At 38.8% G+C, this 17,622-nt stretch carries 13 protein-coding genes; 5 read left to right on the forward strand and 8 right to left on the reverse strand.

Annotated elements, in window-relative coordinates:
• Window positions 1-4 precede the first annotated feature (4 nt).
• Genes CRT24_RS20105 through CRT24_RS20125 form a run of 5 tightly spaced genes read right to left on the reverse strand, consistent with a single transcriptional unit; the run spans window position 5 to window position 4,426 of the window.
• Window positions 5-1,189 (reverse strand): class I SAM-dependent methyltransferase, encoded by a 1,185-nt coding sequence (locus tag CRT24_RS20105; protein ID WP_099372886.1) that lies wholly within the window; start codon window positions 1,187-1,189, stop codon window positions 5-7.
• Entirely contained in the window at window positions 1,182-2,450 is a 1,269-nt protein-coding gene (locus tag CRT24_RS20110; RefSeq protein ID WP_099372887.1) for an aspartate kinase, read from the reverse strand. Before CRT24_RS20110 ends, CRT24_RS20105 begins: the two co-directional genes overlap by 8 nt.
• A gap of 5 nt (window positions 2,451-2,455) precedes the next feature.
• Window positions 2,456-3,307 carry a DUF3298 and DUF4163 domain-containing protein gene (locus CRT24_RS20115; protein ID WP_099372888.1) on the reverse strand — a complete coding sequence of 284 codons (852 nt, stop codon included), beginning with the start codon at window positions 3,305-3,307 and terminating at the stop codon, window positions 2,456-2,458.
• Window positions 3,288-3,737 (reverse strand): GNAT family N-acetyltransferase, encoded by a 450-nt coding sequence (locus CRT24_RS20120; RefSeq protein WP_180269180.1) that lies wholly within the window; start codon window positions 3,735-3,737, stop codon window positions 3,288-3,290. The genes CRT24_RS20115 and CRT24_RS20120 overlap by 20 nt, the downstream gene beginning before the upstream one ends.
• On the reverse strand, window positions 3,737-4,426 hold the full coding sequence (locus CRT24_RS20125; RefSeq protein ID WP_099372890.1) for a YggS family pyridoxal phosphate-dependent enzyme: 690 nt from the start codon (window positions 4,424-4,426) through the stop codon (window positions 3,737-3,739). Before CRT24_RS20125 ends, CRT24_RS20120 begins: the two co-directional genes overlap by 1 nt.
• Before the next feature lie 76 nt (window positions 4,427-4,502).
• Here CRT24_RS20125 and CRT24_RS20130 point away from each other — a divergent pair, with 76 nt between their 5' ends.
• The 3 genes from CRT24_RS20130 (at window position 4,503) to CRT24_RS20145 (ending at window position 12,011) form a co-directional block, all read left to right on the forward strand.
• Window positions 4,503-5,234, forward strand: coding sequence for a DUF4296 domain-containing protein (locus CRT24_RS20130; RefSeq protein WP_180269181.1), 732 nt, complete (start codon window positions 4,503-4,505; stop codon window positions 5,232-5,234).
• A 3-nt stretch (window positions 5,235-5,237) separates the two neighbouring features.
• Entirely contained in the window at window positions 5,238-7,616 is a 2,379-nt protein-coding gene (locus CRT24_RS20135; protein ID WP_099372891.1) for an endonuclease MutS2, read from the forward strand.
• 1,176 nt (window positions 7,617-8,792) lie between these two features.
• On the forward strand, window positions 8,793-12,011 hold the full coding sequence (locus tag CRT24_RS20145; protein ID WP_180269182.1) for a carboxypeptidase regulatory-like domain-containing protein: 3,219 nt from the start codon (window positions 8,793-8,795) through the stop codon (window positions 12,009-12,011).
• An 86-nt stretch (window positions 12,012-12,097) separates the two neighbouring features.
• Here the strand turns inward: CRT24_RS20145 and CRT24_RS20150 are convergent, their stop codons facing one another.
• Both CRT24_RS20150 and CRT24_RS20155 read right to left on the reverse strand, forming a co-directional pair.
• Complete coding sequence (locus CRT24_RS20150) at window positions 12,098-12,727, reverse strand: hypothetical protein (protein ID WP_099372894.1); 630 nt, start codon at window positions 12,725-12,727, stop codon at window positions 12,098-12,100.
• Between the two features lie 767 nt (window positions 12,728-13,494).
• A complete protein-coding gene (locus CRT24_RS20155; protein WP_099372895.1) occupies window positions 13,495-14,199 on the reverse strand; it encodes a TIGR00730 family Rossman fold protein in 705 nt (234 codons plus the stop codon).
• 211 nt (window positions 14,200-14,410) lie between these two features.
• Between CRT24_RS20155 and CRT24_RS20160 the strand changes: the two genes are divergently transcribed.
• A complete protein-coding gene (locus tag CRT24_RS20160; RefSeq protein WP_099372896.1) occupies window positions 14,411-15,688 on the forward strand; it encodes a Gfo/Idh/MocA family protein in 1,278 nt (425 codons plus the stop codon).
• Between the two features lie 97 nt (window positions 15,689-15,785).
• Complete coding sequence (recR, locus tag CRT24_RS20165) at window positions 15,786-16,400, forward strand: recombination mediator RecR (RefSeq protein WP_099372897.1); 615 nt, start codon at window positions 15,786-15,788, stop codon at window positions 16,398-16,400.
• On the opposite strand, the gene CRT24_RS20170 is transcribed toward recR, so the two are convergent.
• The gene (locus tag CRT24_RS20170; RefSeq protein WP_099372898.1) at window positions 16,397-17,617 is read right to left on the reverse strand and encodes an MFS transporter; all 1,221 of its coding nucleotides are present in this window, start codon (window positions 17,615-17,617) and stop codon (window positions 16,397-16,399) included. The two genes, recR and CRT24_RS20170, sit on opposite strands and share 4 nt — an antisense overlap.
• Between the last annotated feature and the right edge of the window lie 5 nt (window positions 17,618-17,622).

Genomic DNA, 17,622 nt, shown 5'->3' on the forward strand with positions numbered 1-17,622 from the left:
CGAGTTAAAAGATCCTATTGCATTCAATCACAATCAATTGATTATTCACATCGGTGGTAAAGAAAAGAAATGTTTTGCCACCGTCTTTGATCTTGTGTTTTTTACGGATTACATCGACTTTTTCAGGAAAATTCCGAATAGCAATGTTTGCTTGGGAAAAAGGATTGTTCTTTTTAAGAACAGAGTAGGGAAGGACCTGTTTAATTTCAAAAATTCTCCCCGGAAATTCTGGATACAAAGTGTCTGAAGTATAGAGATGCGCATGTTGATGGATTTTACCTAACCCAAATGCTTTACCAATACTTTTAAAAGCTCCTGCTTTATTTATCGCAACATCGGGGTCATAGAGATAATGTTTCGGCAAGGAAAAACGGCTCAGCGTTGCTCGTTCCTCATCATAAGTGAATTCAAAACTTTGTAGCTGGTCCGCAAATAGTCGAATAGCCAAGATTTTGGTTTCTCCGAGATACCCTCTTTCTTGAATGAACAACAATTCCTTGCAGTCATTGTCTAAGCTAATTACATAAACAAATTTTACGTGTTTTAATGATGATGATGCCGTACTGATGTCCAACAGGGGAGAAAGTTTACTGATTACATATTTTCCCTTCCTGAAAAATAGATCTTGGTTTGCAACGACATTCGGCTCACAATCCTCCAATAGAAAAACTTTACCTTGGTTTATACGACGTGATGGATCGACATAGATATAGTCAAAAGACTTATCTTCGCTTTCCTCCAAAAACTTAATACCATCGGTTGCTTTACAAATCAAATTAGGTACACGTAGGATTGTTGCATTATAGGCGACAATCTCAGATAGCTTCTCGTTAAGTTCACAATGTATAACCTCATGTGCCTCTTGAGCTAGGTAGCAGCTGTCCACTGAAAACCCGCCTGTAAGATCTATGACACGGCTGCCTTTTGAAATTAGAGTTTGTTTGATAAGGGCGGTATGCTCCGAAGAACACTGCTCCAAATTGATTTTATCAGGATAATAAATGCCTTCACTGTATGCCCAGGTAGGTAATTTTTTGACACTGCGCTGCCAGCCATCGATCTGGGAGGCTAATTCTGCTGAGCTCACATTGGGAAAAGGGCTTTTCTTCAAGGCTATCTCCGTCGGCGATCTCTCACGGTTGGCCTTAATGAATTGTTGGACTTCCTTCTCTAATATGAATCTATTCATCTTTGTTTTTCACAAGCATTTGGCAAGTGTAACTATCCTTAAGTTCGCGAATAATTTCCTTATTTACCAATACCCTGTCAATTGTTTGTTGATTGTAATAGCGAATCGTAATCAATTCAAGACCCGCAGCAACAGAAACCTTGTATCTTTTGTTGAGTTGTTCCAGCAAATTCAGTACATTTTCTCCTGTATCATCAACAGCAACTGAAAAACTGATCGCCGAATTGTGCATCATGTTGATCTTGATTCTGTTTTGATGAAATGAATCAAAAATATGACTCAAATTGTCCTCAACGATAAACGAAAAGTCACGCGGTTGTATATTAATGAATACTTGATTTACCTTGAATATAAATGACGGTACAGGTAATGTTTGGTTCGTTGTTTTAATCTGTGTACCCGGTTCTTCAGGATTAATGAATGAACGAACATTCAGGGTAATCTTTTTGTTCTGAAGGGGTTTGATGGTTTTTGGATGAATAACAGTAGCGCCATAATAAGTTAATTCTATGGCATCGGTATATGATAATTCGGGAATCAGTTCGGTTTGATCGAACCATTTAGGATCCGCATTCAAAACACCAGGAACATCTTTCCAAATAGTGATATTCTCTGCGTTTAAGCTTGCTGCAAAAATGGCTGCAGAATAGTCAGAACCCTCACGACCTAAAGTTGTCGTAAAATTCTCCGAAGTAGACCCAATAAATCCTTGCGTAACTACAACATAATCATCCAATATAGTAGGTAAATCCTTTCTTATTTTGTCCTCGGTTTTTTCCCAGTCTACCTTTCCCTCACGGTAAGTATTATCTGTAAGAATAAAGTCCCTTGCATCGACCCATTGTGTCGGTACGCCTTGGTAAGAAGAGTAGGCAGCAACAATCTTGGTCGAAAGAAGTTCTCCAACAGATACAATCTGATCGTATAAATAATCATAATCATCTTGTGGTTCTTCCTCAAGAATCCATTCGATCTCTACAAAAGTGTTCGCAATATCATCATAAACAGGATGAGTAGGATCAGGAAATAATTCATTCAAAATATTAAAATGTTCCTGTTTTAATTGGTCCAATAGTGCAAAACATTCCCCGTCTTGCTTCAAATAACTTTCAGTTATTCTGACCAATTTATCCGTTGTCTTTCCTATGGCTGATACAACGATCAATAATGATGAATCTCGGTGTTTTTCAACAATAGAAACTACATTTTTAATATTCTCTGCACTTTTAACGGAGGCACCGCCAAATTTAAAAACCTGCATTTATGCTACTGAATTGAATTATAATACTCTTTTAATTTTTTTATGTAATTCTTTCCAGTTTGGGTCATGCAATCCAGAATGTCTTCATAAGGAATGCTAAGATAAGTAGGTCCCTCAGCATATGGTTTGATTTCATAAGAATTATAGTAGAATATAATACCTTCCTTAGAAATACCATAGTTAGCTGCCAAAGCAAATTCGTCATTCTCGAAGAAATATTCATCCTCCAAACTGGCCGTATCTGCTAGACCTTCTTCTCTACGAAAGAATCTTTCTGCAATTTTAGTAAATTCTTTCATCTTATTCTCAGAAATAAATGTATTCAGTTCTAATTTTTCATAATTATGAACATCGTAAACACTCCAAATGGTAAATGAATTGCCATGGGCACCACCAGAAAACTCATAGGTGGAACTGTTCAGCATAATTAGATCTGGACTGTTCAATTCTACTCTTACAATAGTTTCTTTATCCCAAGCTAGATTATACTTAACATTATTTTCTTCAATAAAATTCCCATAGCTTTCTATAAAATTCCCAAGATAAACTTCAATTGAAGGCTCCCCATCCAATAGAATGTTAGCCTTAACAATGTTGTTCATGGCGCTGTCTGAAAAGATAGGATAAGTAATTTTAGCATATGTCGTGTCTGCATTTCCATCATTTTCAGCAAAATATGGGCTGATTTGCATAATGGAGGTATCCCTGTAGGATAAAGAATCCGTCCTTGGACTGATGTTTTGTTTATGGGTTTTGGAACCATCAGTTTTATTACTTTGGCATGAACTTGCATTGCCAATTAAAAGGATCGTCCCTAAGAATAATATTTTCGCTGTTTTAAAAATCGATACTAACATTTATCCACTCCTCATCTAATTTCGTGTCGTATTTCTTGTAAAAGTCTATGGCAGGTTTATTCCAATCCAATACTTGCCACATCATTCCAGAAAAACCATTTTCTTTAGCATAGCTTATGGTATGGTCAAGAAGTTCTTTACCTATTCCCATTCCACGCATTTCTTCTGTAACGATGATGTCCTCTAAATAAAGACGGCGTCCTTTCCAAGTTGAATAACGAATATAGTATAAGGACATGGCAATAATATGGCCATTATATTCTGCTACAAAAGCCCACCAAACAGGGTTGCTTCCGAAGCCCGAATCTTCAAATTCCTCCATGCTGACGGTCACTTCCTGTGGCGCCTTTTCAAATAATGCCAATTCTCGGATCAATTCCATTAGTCTTGGACAATCTTCAAGAACAGCATCGCGAATGGTTAAACTCATTATTGTGCTTTATAATGTTTGATGACTCTTTTTCCAAAAATAGTACTGCCCAATCGTACCATGTTACTGCCCTGTTCGATGGCAATCTTATAGTCCGAGGACATACCCATAGACAAGATATTAAAATTTTCGTCTTTACGGAAATACGTCGTTTTGATGCCATCAAAAAGCATTTTCAATTCGTAAAATTCTTCTTTTATGATTTTTTCGTTTTCCGTATTGCTGGCAATGCCCATCAATCCTCTGATCCTAATATTCTTAAGGGATTCATACTCCTCACTGCGCAACAATTCTATAGCTTCTGCATGATCAAGCCCAAATTTTGTGTCTTCATCAGCAATAAAAATCTGCAATAAACAGTCTATTGTTCGATCATTCTTCAAAGCATGCTTATTGATCTCGGTTAATACTTTCAATGAATCTACAGAATGGATAAGGCTCACAAAGGGTGCTATGTATTTTACTTTGTTGGTTTGAAGGTGACCAACCAAGTGCCATTCTATATCTTTAGGAAGTTCTTCATATTTGGCAACGAGGTCTTGAACTTGGTTTTCACCAAAAATTCTCTGACCTGCATCATAAGCTTCCATAATGTCCTCGTTAGGCTTAGTTTTTGAGATGGCAACCAATGTAACGCCAATTGGGCTTAGTTCTTTTTGTAATTCTGTAATATTATTAGCTATACTCATGATGAAAAGGGTTCGCATTGATGAATTTAAGAAAGCTATGTGCAAGCTTTTCTGTATTTTTGTACAAATTTACAAAATGCATCGATTAATACTTGGATTACTTCCGTTGTTTTTTATTAGCATTTCTTGCAAAAAGAAGGTTCCAGAAGGGATTTTACCTCAAGATGATATGGTGGAGTTAATGACAGACGTCCATATCCTCGATGGATATATCTCAAACATCCCTGTAGATAGTGCCAAAAAGGTTATTGACCCTTTATATGAGGAGCTATTTGCAAAATATGGACTCGATTCAACATCCTTTAACAAGAATGTCAACTATTACTTTGGTGATCCAAAGTTAACAGTAAAAACATACGACCAAGTGGTTAAAAGTTTAGAAAAGAAAGAACGTAATTTCTATAGTACTGACTCCTTGCAAAATGCGATCTCTCAAGATAGTATTCGACGAGTGACTCAACTGCAAAACAATGCCTCCATAATGACCAACATGATCATGAATGCGAAGGCAGATACCTCAGAGCTGACAATAGCAGAAAGAACACGTAGATTTTACCAACCAGTTGGTTTAATGCCATTTTGGGAAAAGAATATTTTTGAAAAAAGAGGGGCTGCAACTATTGGAGACAGCCCGGTGCCGACGATTCAGCAACCGAATCTAGAAACAGTACCTGATACGTTAAAGCCTCTACCAAATCCAAATGAGTTAACACCACTGGAAAGAATAGATACAGTACCATTTAATCCGCGGAATCAAAAATTAAAACCGGTAAGAAGACCGAGAGAAAGACCCGCAGTTGTACAATAAGAAATGATTTATCCACAGAACGCAGTAGAAAAGTTAGGGTTTACCGAAATAAAAGAACTTATAAAGGCAAAATGTCTCAGTGAGCCAGGAAAGGAATTAGTGGACAAAATCCAACCGCAAGTAAAACTGGAATTGATCGACCGTTTCTTGCGACAAGCAAATGAATTCAAAGATCTGTTGGTTCATGATGCACCTCTTCCTGTAGACCATTTTTACCCCATAAAAGCAATCATTGAGAAAGCAAAAGTGGAAGGCTCCTTTCTCTTAGAAGAGGAATTCCATAGAGTATTACTTTCTTTAAGGACCGTTTACGCAATTATACGTTATTTCAACGACCGTGCTCAACAATATCCAAACCTTGAGCTATTGTTTGAACACCTGCCAATTGAAAAAAACATCCTCCGAAGCATCGAACAGATTATAGATGAAAGAGGGAAAATAAAAGACAATGCCTCAAAATTGTTGCTGGAGATTACCTCACAGATTTCAAAAGCAGAACAAGAGGCCAGAAAAAGATTAGATACTGTTTATAAGCAAGCCCAGCAAAATGGTTGGACGGCTGATGGTAGCCTGACTATAAGAGATGGAAGGTTATGTATCCCAATCCTGGCTGAAAACAAACGAAAAGTCAAGGGCTTGATACACGATGAATCTGCGACAGGACAAACAGCTTATATTGAACCCGAAGAAGTATTCCATTTAAACAATAAAGTCAGGGACCTGGAATTTGAAAGAAGAAGAGAAATCGTCAGAATTCTAACTGCCTTGACTACAGAGATACGTCCGCACGTCCCTTTATTGTTTGCATACCACGGCATGTTAACAAAATTGGACTTTGTAAGGGCAAAAGCTCTTTTTGCTTTGGATATCGATGCTCAGATGCCAGAACTTTCCAAAGAAGCAGAAGTGTTTCTGGTAAATGCTAAACATCCATTGTTATATCTGGCTTCAAAACAAGAAGGTCATCATTCCGTTGTCCCTTTGAACCTCAAAATAGATGATATTGATCGTGTATTGTTGGTGTCAGGACCGAATGCTGGTGGAAAATCGGTCTGTATGAAAACGGTAGGTCTCTTGCAGTTGATGTTTCAATCTGGACTGCTGATTCCATGTGAACCGACTTCTAAATTGGGAGTATTCAAGCAATTTTTCGCTGATATTGGTGATGATCAATCAATTGATAGTGATTTGAGTACTTATAGTGCCCATTTGTCAAAGATGAAGCACTTTACACAATTTGCAAACGCCAGGACCATGGTGCTAATTGATGAGTTCGGTACAGGTACAGATCCCCAATTTGGTGGACCAATTGCGGAGGCTGTATTGGAAGTGCTCAACAAAAAGAAAATCCGAGGTGTCATTACCACTCACTATTCGAACCTAAAGGTATTTGCAAGTAACACGGAAGGAATAGAAAATGCCTCCATGCTCTTCGACAATGAAGCAATGAAACCTCTCTATATCTTACAGACAGGAAAACCAGGCAGTTCCTATGCTTTTGAGATTGCCCAAAACATTGGTTTACCTAAAGAGGTTATCCATCTTGCTAAACAAAAGATAGGTGTCCAACAGAAAAAAGTAGATACACTGTTGGTTGATCTGGAGCGTGAGAAAAAAGAAGTTTATGATACCAAGGTTGCCATCAACCTACGTGAAAAAGAAATATTGGGACAACAGTCTGAACTCAACGAACTGAAGACCTACTTGGAAGAAAATAAGAGACAATTGCTCAAAGATGCCAAGGAAGAAGCAAGGCTGATAATCAAAAATGCCAATAAGCTGGTTGAGAACACCATTGCTGAGATCAAAACTAAGCAAGCAGATAAAGAAGAAACTAAAAAACTGAGGGCTGGATTGCAGCAAGCTTCTGAAAATCTTAAGGAAAAACAGGTTAAGGAAGTTAAGAAACCTACAATAGTAGCAGCAGAAAATGCTGAAGTAGAAGTAGGGGATTGGGTGAAGATCATAGACACTGGAAATGAAGCCCAAGTAATCGAAATTGCAAAGAATAACCTAATTCTAGCTCTTGGTGATTTGAGGACCGTTGTCAAGAAAAACAAAGTTGAAAAACTTAGGGGCAAGGAGAAATCAAATGCTGCCAAGCGGTTCAAATCAGTTTCATCTGGCAGTGTTGCTGATTTCAGTCCGGAAGTAGATGTGCGAGGAATGAGAACGGAAGATGCCCTAGGAAAAATAGAGCAGATCCTCGATCGTGCAGTTATGATAGGGTATCCATCTTTAAAGATCGTTCATGGTAAAGGTGATGGAATCCTCCGAAAGTTTATCCGAGATTACCTTGGAAAATACAATCATGTAAGTCGCTTTGAAGACGAGCATGCCGATAGAGGCGGAGACGGCATTACCTACGCATACCTGGACTAATGCGCCGTGGTTGGTGTCCTCACCATCCTTGCCGGTATGCCAAAGCCGGTCCCTGAGCGGAGCCGAAGGGCAGGCTTTGGCACAAGTCAGACCATTTCACGCCGTGGTCGTTTTCTCCACCATCCTTGTCGGTATTCCAAAGCCGGTCCCTGAGCGGAGCCGAAGGGCAGGCTTTGGCACAAGTCAGACCATTTCACGCCGTGGTTGGTGTCCACCCCTTCCTTGTCGGTATGCAAAAGCCGGTCCCTGAGCGGAGCCGAAGGGCAGGCTTTGGCACAAGTCAGGCCATTTTACGCCGTGGTCGGTGTCCTCACCATCCTTGTCGGTATTCCAAAGCCGGTCCCTGAGCGGAGTCGAAGGGTAGGCTTTGGCACAAGTCAGACCATTTCACGCCGTGGTTGGTGTCCACCCCTTCCTTGTCGGTATGCAAAGCCGGTCCCTGAGCGGAGTCGAAGGGCAGGCTTTGGAACTAGTCAGGCCATTCACGCCGTGGTTGGTGTCCTCACCATCCTTGCCAGTATGCCAAAGCCGGTCCCTAGCGGAGCCGAAGGGCAGGCTTTGGCACAAGTCAGGCCATTTTACGCCGTGGTTGGTGTCCTCACCTTCCTTGTCGGTATGCCAAAGCCGGTCCCTGAGCGGAGCCGAAGGGCAGGCTTTGGCACAAGTCAGACCATTTCACGCCGTGGTTGGTGTCCACCCCTTCCTTGTCGGTATGCAAAGCCGGTCCCTGAGCGGAGCAGAAGGCTAGGCTTTGGCATAAGTCAGACCATTCTAAGCCGTGGTTGGTGTCCCCACCAACCACCAACCTTCATCCAACTCAACTCTAAATTCAAAGAAATTAAGGAATTAAACTTCAATGTTAAAACCCTAATTTTTTGCAATTACCCATACATAGTTGTCATGGAAACTGTTAAATCCACAGCAAAAGGAAAAAACTTTTCCACATTTTGAAAAATGTTAAAATTTGTTAAACTATCAAATTTCAATCGTTTTCATTGCAATATTTTCAATCAACTAAGGTAGTTGTTTATAAAACTATTCAACTTTTAAAAAATCGCTTACTCGAATAGGACAAATAAATGCAAAAACGTGGTTGTGAGTATATTAAGTTTATGTTAAGTAACTCTGAAAATCAATATGTCTTTTTACTTTTGTTCAGAATTAATAACAAACCGTATGAAGAAATCTTTACTTTTCTTTGCTCTGGTACTTGCAAGTTATGGAACTATCCAAGCGCAGGTAACCACAAGTAGTATGTCCGGGGTAGTAACCCAAACCAATGGTGAAAAAACTACCGGCGCAACAATTAAAGCTATCCACACTCCTTCAGGAACAGTTTACACAAGTTCATCCAATGAAACTGGTCGTTTTAGTTTGGCAGGTATGCGTGTTGGTGGACCTTATCGTATCGAAGTGACTTATGTGGGTCAAGAGCCAGTTGTTTATGAAAATGTTTTTTTACAACTAGGTCGTTCATTTGAATTGAATCCTGTATTTGGTGATAGTTCAAATTTAATTGATGAAATTACAGTTACTGGCGTTAAAAAAGGCCAAAGTTTAAAAACTGGTGCTTCAACTAGTATTTCGAACAGAACAATCCAAAACTTACCAACTATCTCTAGAAGTCTAACTGACTTTACAAGATTAACGCCTCAAGCGGATGTTAAAGGAGATGCATTATCAATTGGTGGTATGAACAACCGTTTCAACCAGTTGACAATCGATGGTGCTGTAAGTAATGACGTATTTGGTCTAAGCAGTGCTGGTACAAATGGTTCAAGTACAGGTGTTTCTCCAATTTCATTAGATGCTATTGAAGAAATGACTGTCCAAATTGCTCCTTTTGATGTTAGAGCTGGTGGTTTCGCTGGTGGTGGTATCTCTGCTGTAACTCGTTCAGGTACTAACCTTGTGCAAGGATCAGCGTATTACTTTACAAGAAATCAAAACTTAACAGGTAAAACTCCTTTCGGACTTCTTAAAGATGATCAAGAAAGAACTAAATTAGTAGATTTCAGTGAGCGTCAATATGGTGTTAGAGTAGGTGGTCCAATCATTAAAGATAAGTTGTTCTTCTTTGTAAACTATGAGAGAACAGATAATAATACGCCACTTGGATTTGCTCCAGGATCTGATGGATCAAATTTTACAGTTGAACAATTGCAAAGAGTTGCTGATAAAGCTAATCAATTAGGATATAATCCTGGTAGTTTTATGGGCCAAGAAGCAAACAATAAATCTGACAAGATCTTTACTAGATTTGACTTCAACATCAACGAAAAGCATAAATTAACTGCGAGATATAGCTATGTTAATGGATCTGCAACTGATTTAGGTCGTTCTCAAAACTCAATTACTTTTGAAAATGGAGCAGTATTAAGAAAAAGTACTACTCAATCGGCAGTCCTTGAGTTAAACAGTAGATTTTCAAATGTGTTATCAAACAATCTAGTTGTTGGTTATACAAATGTTACTGAACCTAGAACTACTCCAGGTAATCCGTTCCCACGTGTATTTATTGATTTGGGATCAAGTACAAACATCAGTTTAGGTGCTGAACCATTCTCAACTGTTAACCAATTGGATCAACAAGTATTAACACTTACTGATAACTTAACTTTATATAAAGGTAACCATACATTGACTTTTGGTACTCATAATGAGTTCTACAAAATGTACAATGGTTTTATTGGTAGTGCATTTGGTAACTATACTTTCCGTAATTCACCTACTTCAGATATTAATCCAGCTACTGGTCAACCATATACAGCGATTGAAAACTTTGAAAGAGGAAAAGCGGCAAGTTTCCAATATAATTACAGTAATACTGATGACCCTAAACAAGGAGCTGATTTCTCAGCAATGCAATTAGGGTTTTATGTTCAGGATGAATATCAAATGTTCAGCAACTTGAAATTAACAGGTGGTCTTCGTGTTGATATTCCTATTTATTTAACTGATCCTCTTGAAAACCAAGATTTCAACAACTCAATCATTGCTCAAAGATATGATGTAATGACAAACAGAATGCCTAAAGCTACTTTTATGTGGTCACCTAGGTTAGGATTTAACTGGGATGTTAAGAGCGACCGTTCACTTATCTTACGTGGTGGTGTTGGTATCTTTACTTCTCGTTTCCCATTCGTTTGGTCTGCAGGTGCATATACTCAAAGTGGTGCTTTATTGGGTGGAAATCAGCTTAATGCTGGTGCTGGTGCTCCAAACATTGATTTTATTGCTGATCCTAATGGTCAACCAAAAAATCCAGGAGAAGTTAAGCCTTCAGGAAATATCTCCGTATTGGACAAAAACTTAAGATTACCGCAAATCGCAAGAACTTCATTAGGAGTTGATTACCAATTGCCTTGGGGTGTAATGGGTACTGCAGAATTCATGTACTCTAAAAACTTAAGCTCATTCCGCTTTAGAGATCTAAACCAAAAAGATCCTATCGGACAATTAGAAGGGGCTGACAATAGATTATTGTATGCGCCATCGAAAGATGCAAAAGTTCTTCCAAACTATACTCAAGTAGTTTATATTGATAATGTAAACAAAGGCTACTCTTGGTCAGCAACTGCTCAATTGTCAAAATCATTTAGCAATGGATTCTTCGGTTCATTAGCATATACTTATACTGAAGCTAAAGATTTATTCTCAGGTTCTTCATCTCAGAATCAATCAAATTTCTTCAGAACGGCAACTGTCAATGGATCAAACAATGTAACTTTAGGACATAACCCATTCAGCACTGGTAGTAGAGTGATTGGATACGTTTCTTATTCTAAAGAATATTTGAACCACTTAGGAACAACTCTTTCATTAGTTTATACAGGTCAATCTGGTGCTAGATTCTCTTACCTTATTGCAGGTGACCCAGGAAGATATACAGCAGGTAGTTCAAGTGACCAATATTCATTAATGTATATTCCAAGAGATGCATCTGAAATTAAATTTGTTCAAAATGGAGATGTTACTCCAGAACAACAATGGAATGCATTCAACGAATTTATTGAAGCAAATCCTTACTTGAAAAATAGAAGAGGACAATATGCTGAAAGAAATGGTGACAAAGCACCTTTTTCACATAGATTCGACTTCAGAATTTTACAAGATGTTTTCACGAACATTGGTAACACCAAAAACAAAATTCAAATCTCATTAGATGTTATGAACGTAGGTGCGTTGATCAACAAAAAATGGGGTGAGCAATATAGCGGTGGTGGAAGTTTCTGGGATAACTCATTTAGACCAATTAACTTCGATAGTTTCCAACAAAACACAAATATCCCTCAATACAAATTGGGTAATTTGAATGAAAACACTCCTTATTTCGTGTCTGATATTCCTTCAAGATGGTCAGCTCAATTAGGTGTTCGTTATATCTTTAATTAAGATTTAACTTTATTCTAAATATAAATCCCTCGCATTCGCGAGGGATTTTTTTATGATCTTAAATCAGAAGAATCTAGAAGGGTTTATTACCATAGTTTTGTTGAGATCTCAGAAACCTTAAAGGCTTTTCCAAAATTATTATTGTCGTGAGTTACTGTAAGCGTAATATCTTGCCATTTAAATCTTTGAGTTGTTCCATTTGTTGCTTTTGCTATTTCATCCATTTCAACCTGATGTTTCAAAAATTCCTCAAATTTATCTTTCATAGAATTATCATTATATGTTAGTTCAATTCCGCTGGTAAAGAAATATTTGTCACCTTCTTTTCGCAAGTAAATTTGCGGACCGCTGGGAATGACTTCTTGGATTAACTCTATCTGAAAAGGTTCTTGGCCAGTATATTTCTTTTTGGATTTAATACCTTTGAAATCCAACCAATAAGCAGATCCATCATACATTATAGGTTTGCCCTTGTTTAAATTTACCTCCGCTTTGACCACATAATAATAACCTGGTTGTCTTTCCATAAATCCCTGTAGATCATATTCCAGCTTACGTTTGCTAGGCCATAATAATGGTTCGTCACCCTTAGCGAGATATTTGTGGTCTAAAAATACCTCAATTTTTTGCCCATGATAGAACCCCATAGGACCAACATCTTCCTTGCTACAAGAATTCAGAACCAATGCTGCAAGAATTAAATAAATTTTTTTCATAATCAGTTGTTGTTAATATACTTAACTGTTACGAATTTAGTTGTTGTAACGCTACATGATATTAAAAATTAATAAAAAATTAATGTAAACTTAATAACCGCGTTAACTAGGTTTAAAATTTGATCTCTATAATAGTTACATCCCTACAGGGTTGGTTGCGCTGGTTGATCTTTTCTATAATAGTTGCACCCCTACAGGGTTTGATGGCGCCTTATGTCTTTTTCTATAATAGTTACACCCCTACAGGGTTGCGTTTCGTTGTATAATCATTTCTATAATAGTTACACCCCTACAAGGTTAAATGACATTTGCATATTTTGAGTGGCTGGTGGGGACACCAGCCACGGCGTGCGGGCGTTGGTTGAAGTTGGTCCATGAGCTTCGACCTTAGGCTTCGTTTCCTGGGCTTCGGCTCCGCTCAGCCACCGGTTAAAGGTGTTCCCAGATTATCGGTCCCTGAGCGTAGTCGAAGGGCGGCTCCGCTCAGCCACCGGTTAAAGGTGTTCCCTGATTATCGGTCCCTGAGCTTTGTTTCCTGGGCTTCGACTACTGAGCCACCGGTTGAATGGCAGCTGTGTTCAATAACAGCAATGATAATCAGCCCTCGGCTGCCATACAATAATTCAGTAAATTCTGTAAATTCTATTTATTCTGTTCAATCCTGTTCAATCCTGCTGAATTCTGTAAATTCTGTAAATTCTGTAAATTCTGTTCATCCTGCTGAATTCTGTTAATTCTGTAAATCCTGTTAATCCTGCTCAATCCTGTTAAAAGTTAGGTTTCAACAGATACTTATCATAGAATCTAAAGATATGTTCGGTAGCTTCTTCGGCGCTGTCGACCATTCTATAAAGATTAAGGTCTTCTTCGCTGATATATTTATTGCCGAGCATGGTATTTTTGATCCAGTCGAAGAGGCCGTTCCAGTATTCAGAACCTACCAATACAATAGGGAAGCGGGCGATCTTACCCGTTTGGATCAGTGTAATTGCTTCAAACAGTTCGTCCATAGTTCCGAAACCACCTGGCAGGACGATATATCCTTGGGAGTATTTCATGAACATTACTTTTCGAACGAAGAAATAGTTGAACTCCAATAATTTATCACGGTCGATATACTTGTTATGGAACTGTTCAAATGGTAATTCAATATTCAGTCCTACGGATTTCCCACCGGCATTATAAGCACCTTTATTTGCTGCTTCCATTATTCCTGGGCCACCGCCCGAAATAACACCGTACCCGCGGTCCGCTAAGAGCCTCGCGATCTCAACAGTCATCTCATAATATTTGTGCTCATCGGGTGTCCTGGCAGAACCAAAGATCGAAACACAGGGACCAATCTTAGCTAACTTCTCAAAGCCATCTACAAATTCTGACATGATCTTAAAAATCTGCCAAGAGTCTTTTACTTTTATTTCTTGCCAAGTTTTGTTGGCAAATGAATTTCTGATTTTATCATCTTTAACCATACGGCTCAATTAATTTTATTGCTTGCAGGTCATATTCCTGCTGTTTTCGATGTAATATAGGATTTTAAATTAAAATTATCGAAAGGATGTTTATTGTTGTGATTTTCATAAAATTCAATAATTTTTTCAATAAAATTTTGAAAGAATAAACTGTTTTTATAAATTTAAACAACGTAAACCTATTTACTGCTGTAAATTTCATAAACCGAAAATGAATAGACGGAATTTTATTGCTAAAACCGCATTAGGTGCAGCTGCCATTACCATCTTGCCAAGGCATGTCCTTGGAGGAAATGGATTTCTGGCTCCAAGCGACAGGATAAACCTGGGTTATATCGGTGTGGGAAAGCAGGTTCCGACATTATTGAACGGACTGATGAAATTGCCTGAAACGATGGTTCTAGCAGCTGCAGATGTTGACAGTACCAAACTCAATAAATTTATTGGAGATGCCAATAAATTGAATGCGGCCAAATCAGGACATCAAGTGGAGGGATACGGCAATTATCGGGATCTTTTAGCTAGAAAGGATATTGATGCGGTTGTAATTGCTTCACCTGATCATTGGCATGCAATGCATGTTATCGATGCAGCAAAAGCTGGAAAGGACATTTATTGTGAAAAACCGTTGGCTTTGACGATAGACGAGGGTAGAGCCATGGTCAATGCCGTAAGAAAATACAAAAGGGTATTGCAGACAGGTAGCATGCAGCGTTCGCAATACAATTTCAGACAAGCAGCCGACTTGATTCGCAATGGTTATATAGGTGAAATTAAGGAAGTTAATGTGTCCGTTGGTGAGCCCGTAAAGGAGTGTGATCTACCTTCATTGCCAACACCTGCACATATTGACTGGGACTTCTGGATAGGACCTTCCTTATATAGGGGTTTTAGTCCAGTACTTTGTCCGCCAATCGGAGCGCCAGAATGGGCAATGTGGAGATTGTACCATGGATTTGGTGGCGGTTATATCACGGATTGGGGAGCTCATATGTTTGATATCGTACAATGGGCATTGGGAATGGATCATTCAGGACCAGTATCTTTTACGCCTCCTGACATCCCTCAAGCCAAAGAAGGACTGTATTTCACTTATAAAAATGGTGTGAATGTCCACCATAAGAACTGGGGTGCTGGAAATGCAATTCAATTCTTGGGTACCGAAGGTAAGATTGAAGTGTCACGCGAATTCCTCAGATCAGATAAAGATAATCTTCCGAAACTTGAAATAGCAGAAAAAGACAGAAAAGTATATTACTCCGAAAATCATTATAAGGATTTTGTGGACGCCATCAAAAAACGTTCTAAGCCTATCTGCGATGTAGAAATTGGGCATAGAACCGCAACAGTCTGCAATGCCGCAAATATTGCGTACCAGATTCAGAAACCTATAAAATGGGATCCAAAAAAAGAAGTATTTGATAATCCATTTGCCAACAACCTCAAGGGGAGGGCATACCGAGGAAAATGGGATTATCTCGATTTTTAACTTAGGCACACATAGATTTGTTTCATAAACCGATGCGCCAGATATTCGAAAGAATTCTGGCGTATTATTTTGCTCATTATTTTCGTAATTTTGAAGAATGAACTTTTCATCAAAACTATTAGAGCAAGCAGTTGAGGAATTCGGTAAACTTCCAGGGGTGGGTAAGAAGACAGCTTTACGATTGGTATTGCATCTTTTGAAACAACCCGATGCGGAGGTCAGCAGGTTTACAGAGTCCTTGGACCGGTTAAAGCGTGATATCAAATTTTGCCGTACTTGCTTTAATATTTCAGATTTGGAACAATGTGAAATCTGTGCTTCGATCAAAAGAGATAAAGGGTTGATTTGTGTGGTCGAGGACACACGAGATGTTATGGCCATTGAGAATACCAATCAGTACAGCGGTGTGTACCATGTACTAGGAGGTTTGATTTCACCGATGGAAGGCATTGGACCAGCGGACCTGAAAATTGAAGGGTTAATCGAACGGGTTCGTACAGGTCAAGTCCAAGAAGTCATTTTGGCCCTAAGCGCAACAATGGAAGGTGATACAACCATCTTTTACCTCTATAGAAAACTGAAAGAATTCAATGTTCAGATCAGTACCATTGCGCGTGGTATTGCCTTTGGGGGTGAATTGGAATATGTTGATGAAATTACTTTAGGTAGATCGATTGCAACCCGAGTTCCTTACGAACGTAATGTGGGTTAATTTTCTGTTTTCATTTTTGAGATAATCCAATAGAAACCGATACCGCATATTATTAGAATCAATCCGGCTGCCGTCCAAAGCGTATTATAACCATAATGTTCAGCGGTGTATGTACCTAAGAAAGGTGAAAAAATATTGGCCGCTGCAAATGCCAATGAATTAAAACCCATATATGCGCCTTGATTGCTTCTGCTTGCTCTGCTGATTGCTACGGTTGCCGTAAATGGAAGTGTCAGCATTTCTCCAGTTGAAAGGAAAAACATAGCAAGAAACAGCCAAGCTATGCCAAAGTTGCCCGTAAGCATGAGATAGGACATTCCAGATATAGCTGTACCCCAAAGCATAATCTGCCGAACAGAAAACCGATGCTCAACGACGTGAACCAACACCATCTCAAATAAAACAATAACCAATCCACTGAATCCCAATAATAATCCAATTTGATCGGGGTGTAATAGATGTACTTCCTTGTAATAAAGAGGAAGTGTGCTCAACAACTGGAAAAATGCCATCGAAAATAAACAACATAGCACATTAAAAACTATAAATAATCCATCTGTGTAGGCATTCCTTACCGGCTTGTCATCAATCGGTTGGTCTGAAGGTTTTATTTGACCCACTTCAGTCCGGGCTTTTCTGTTTCTGAAGAAATAAATAAAGACTATCGCAGCGCATGCTGCAGCTATTGCGTTACCATAGAAGATCCAGTTATAAGAAAATTTCGCCAAGAAACCTCCCAAAGCAGGACCGATCGAAAACCCTAAGTTCACAGCCATCCGATTTAACGAATATGCTCTTGTAATATTTTCGGGCTTTGCATATCGGGCAACAGATACAGAATTGGCAGGACGGAATATATCCGCCACAAGCGTCAAAATGAAAATCATCAAGGCCAATCCCTCAAAAGTCCTAAATTGTGGAAGAACCAAAAATAAGGGAATAACCATGATCAAACTCCATGTTTGGACCTTAAAATTCCCGAATTTATCCGTCAGCCAACCTCCCAGCCATGATCCGCAAACTGATCCCAAACCAAAACAACCCAATACCAATCCAATCTGAGTTTTGCTGAAACCCAATTCTGAAGACATATAAATCCCCAAAAAAGGAATTACCATAGAACCAGCACGGTTGATCAGCATAACCAATGCCAATAGCCAAGCGGCAGGGGATAATCCCTTATATGAATTAATATAAAGTCGTAATAGTGCTTTCAATATCT

This window comes from Sphingobacterium sp. 1.A.5 (genome assembly GCF_002734235.1).
Classification (GTDB): Bacteria; Bacteroidota; Bacteroidia; order Sphingobacteriales; family Sphingobacteriaceae; genus Sphingobacterium; species Sphingobacterium daejeonense.

Excerpts from the sequence above, each read along its gene's own strand:
- CRT24_RS20105 (WP_099372886.1), bottom strand. The coding sequence starts at position 1,189 with ATGAATAGATTCATATTAGAGAAGGAAGTCCAACAATTCATTAAGGCC.
- CRT24_RS20110 (WP_099372887.1), bottom strand. The coding sequence starts at position 2,450 with ATGCAGGTTTTTAAATTTGGCGGTGCCTCCGTTAAAAGTGCAGAGAAT.
- CRT24_RS20115 (WP_099372888.1), bottom strand. The coding sequence starts at position 3,307 with ATGTTAGTATCGATTTTTAAAACAGCGAAAATATTATTCTTAGGGACG.
- CRT24_RS20120 (WP_180269180.1), bottom strand. The coding sequence starts at position 3,737 with ATGAGTTTAACCATTCGCGATGCTGTTCTTGAAGATTGTCCAAGACTA.
- CRT24_RS20125 (WP_099372890.1), bottom strand. The coding sequence starts at position 4,426 with ATGAGTATAGCTAATAATATTACAGAATTACAAAAAGAACTAAGCCCA.
- CRT24_RS20130 (WP_180269181.1), top strand. The coding sequence starts at position 4,503 with ATGCATCGATTAATACTTGGATTACTTCCGTTGTTTTTTATTAGCATT.
- CRT24_RS20135 (WP_099372891.1), top strand. The coding sequence starts at position 5,238 with ATGATTTATCCACAGAACGCAGTAGAAAAGTTAGGGTTTACCGAAATA.
- CRT24_RS20145 (WP_180269182.1), top strand. The coding sequence starts at position 8,793 with ATGAAGAAATCTTTACTTTTCTTTGCTCTGGTACTTGCAAGTTATGGA.
- CRT24_RS20150 (WP_099372894.1), bottom strand. The coding sequence starts at position 12,727 with ATGAAAAAAATTTATTTAATTCTTGCAGCATTGGTTCTGAATTCTTGT.
- CRT24_RS20155 (WP_099372895.1), bottom strand. The coding sequence starts at position 14,199 with ATGGTTAAAGATGATAAAATCAGAAATTCATTTGCCAACAAAACTTGG.
- CRT24_RS20160 (WP_099372896.1), top strand. The coding sequence starts at position 14,411 with ATGAATAGACGGAATTTTATTGCTAAAACCGCATTAGGTGCAGCTGCC.
- recR (WP_099372897.1), top strand. The coding sequence starts at position 15,786 with ATGAACTTTTCATCAAAACTATTAGAGCAAGCAGTTGAGGAATTCGGT.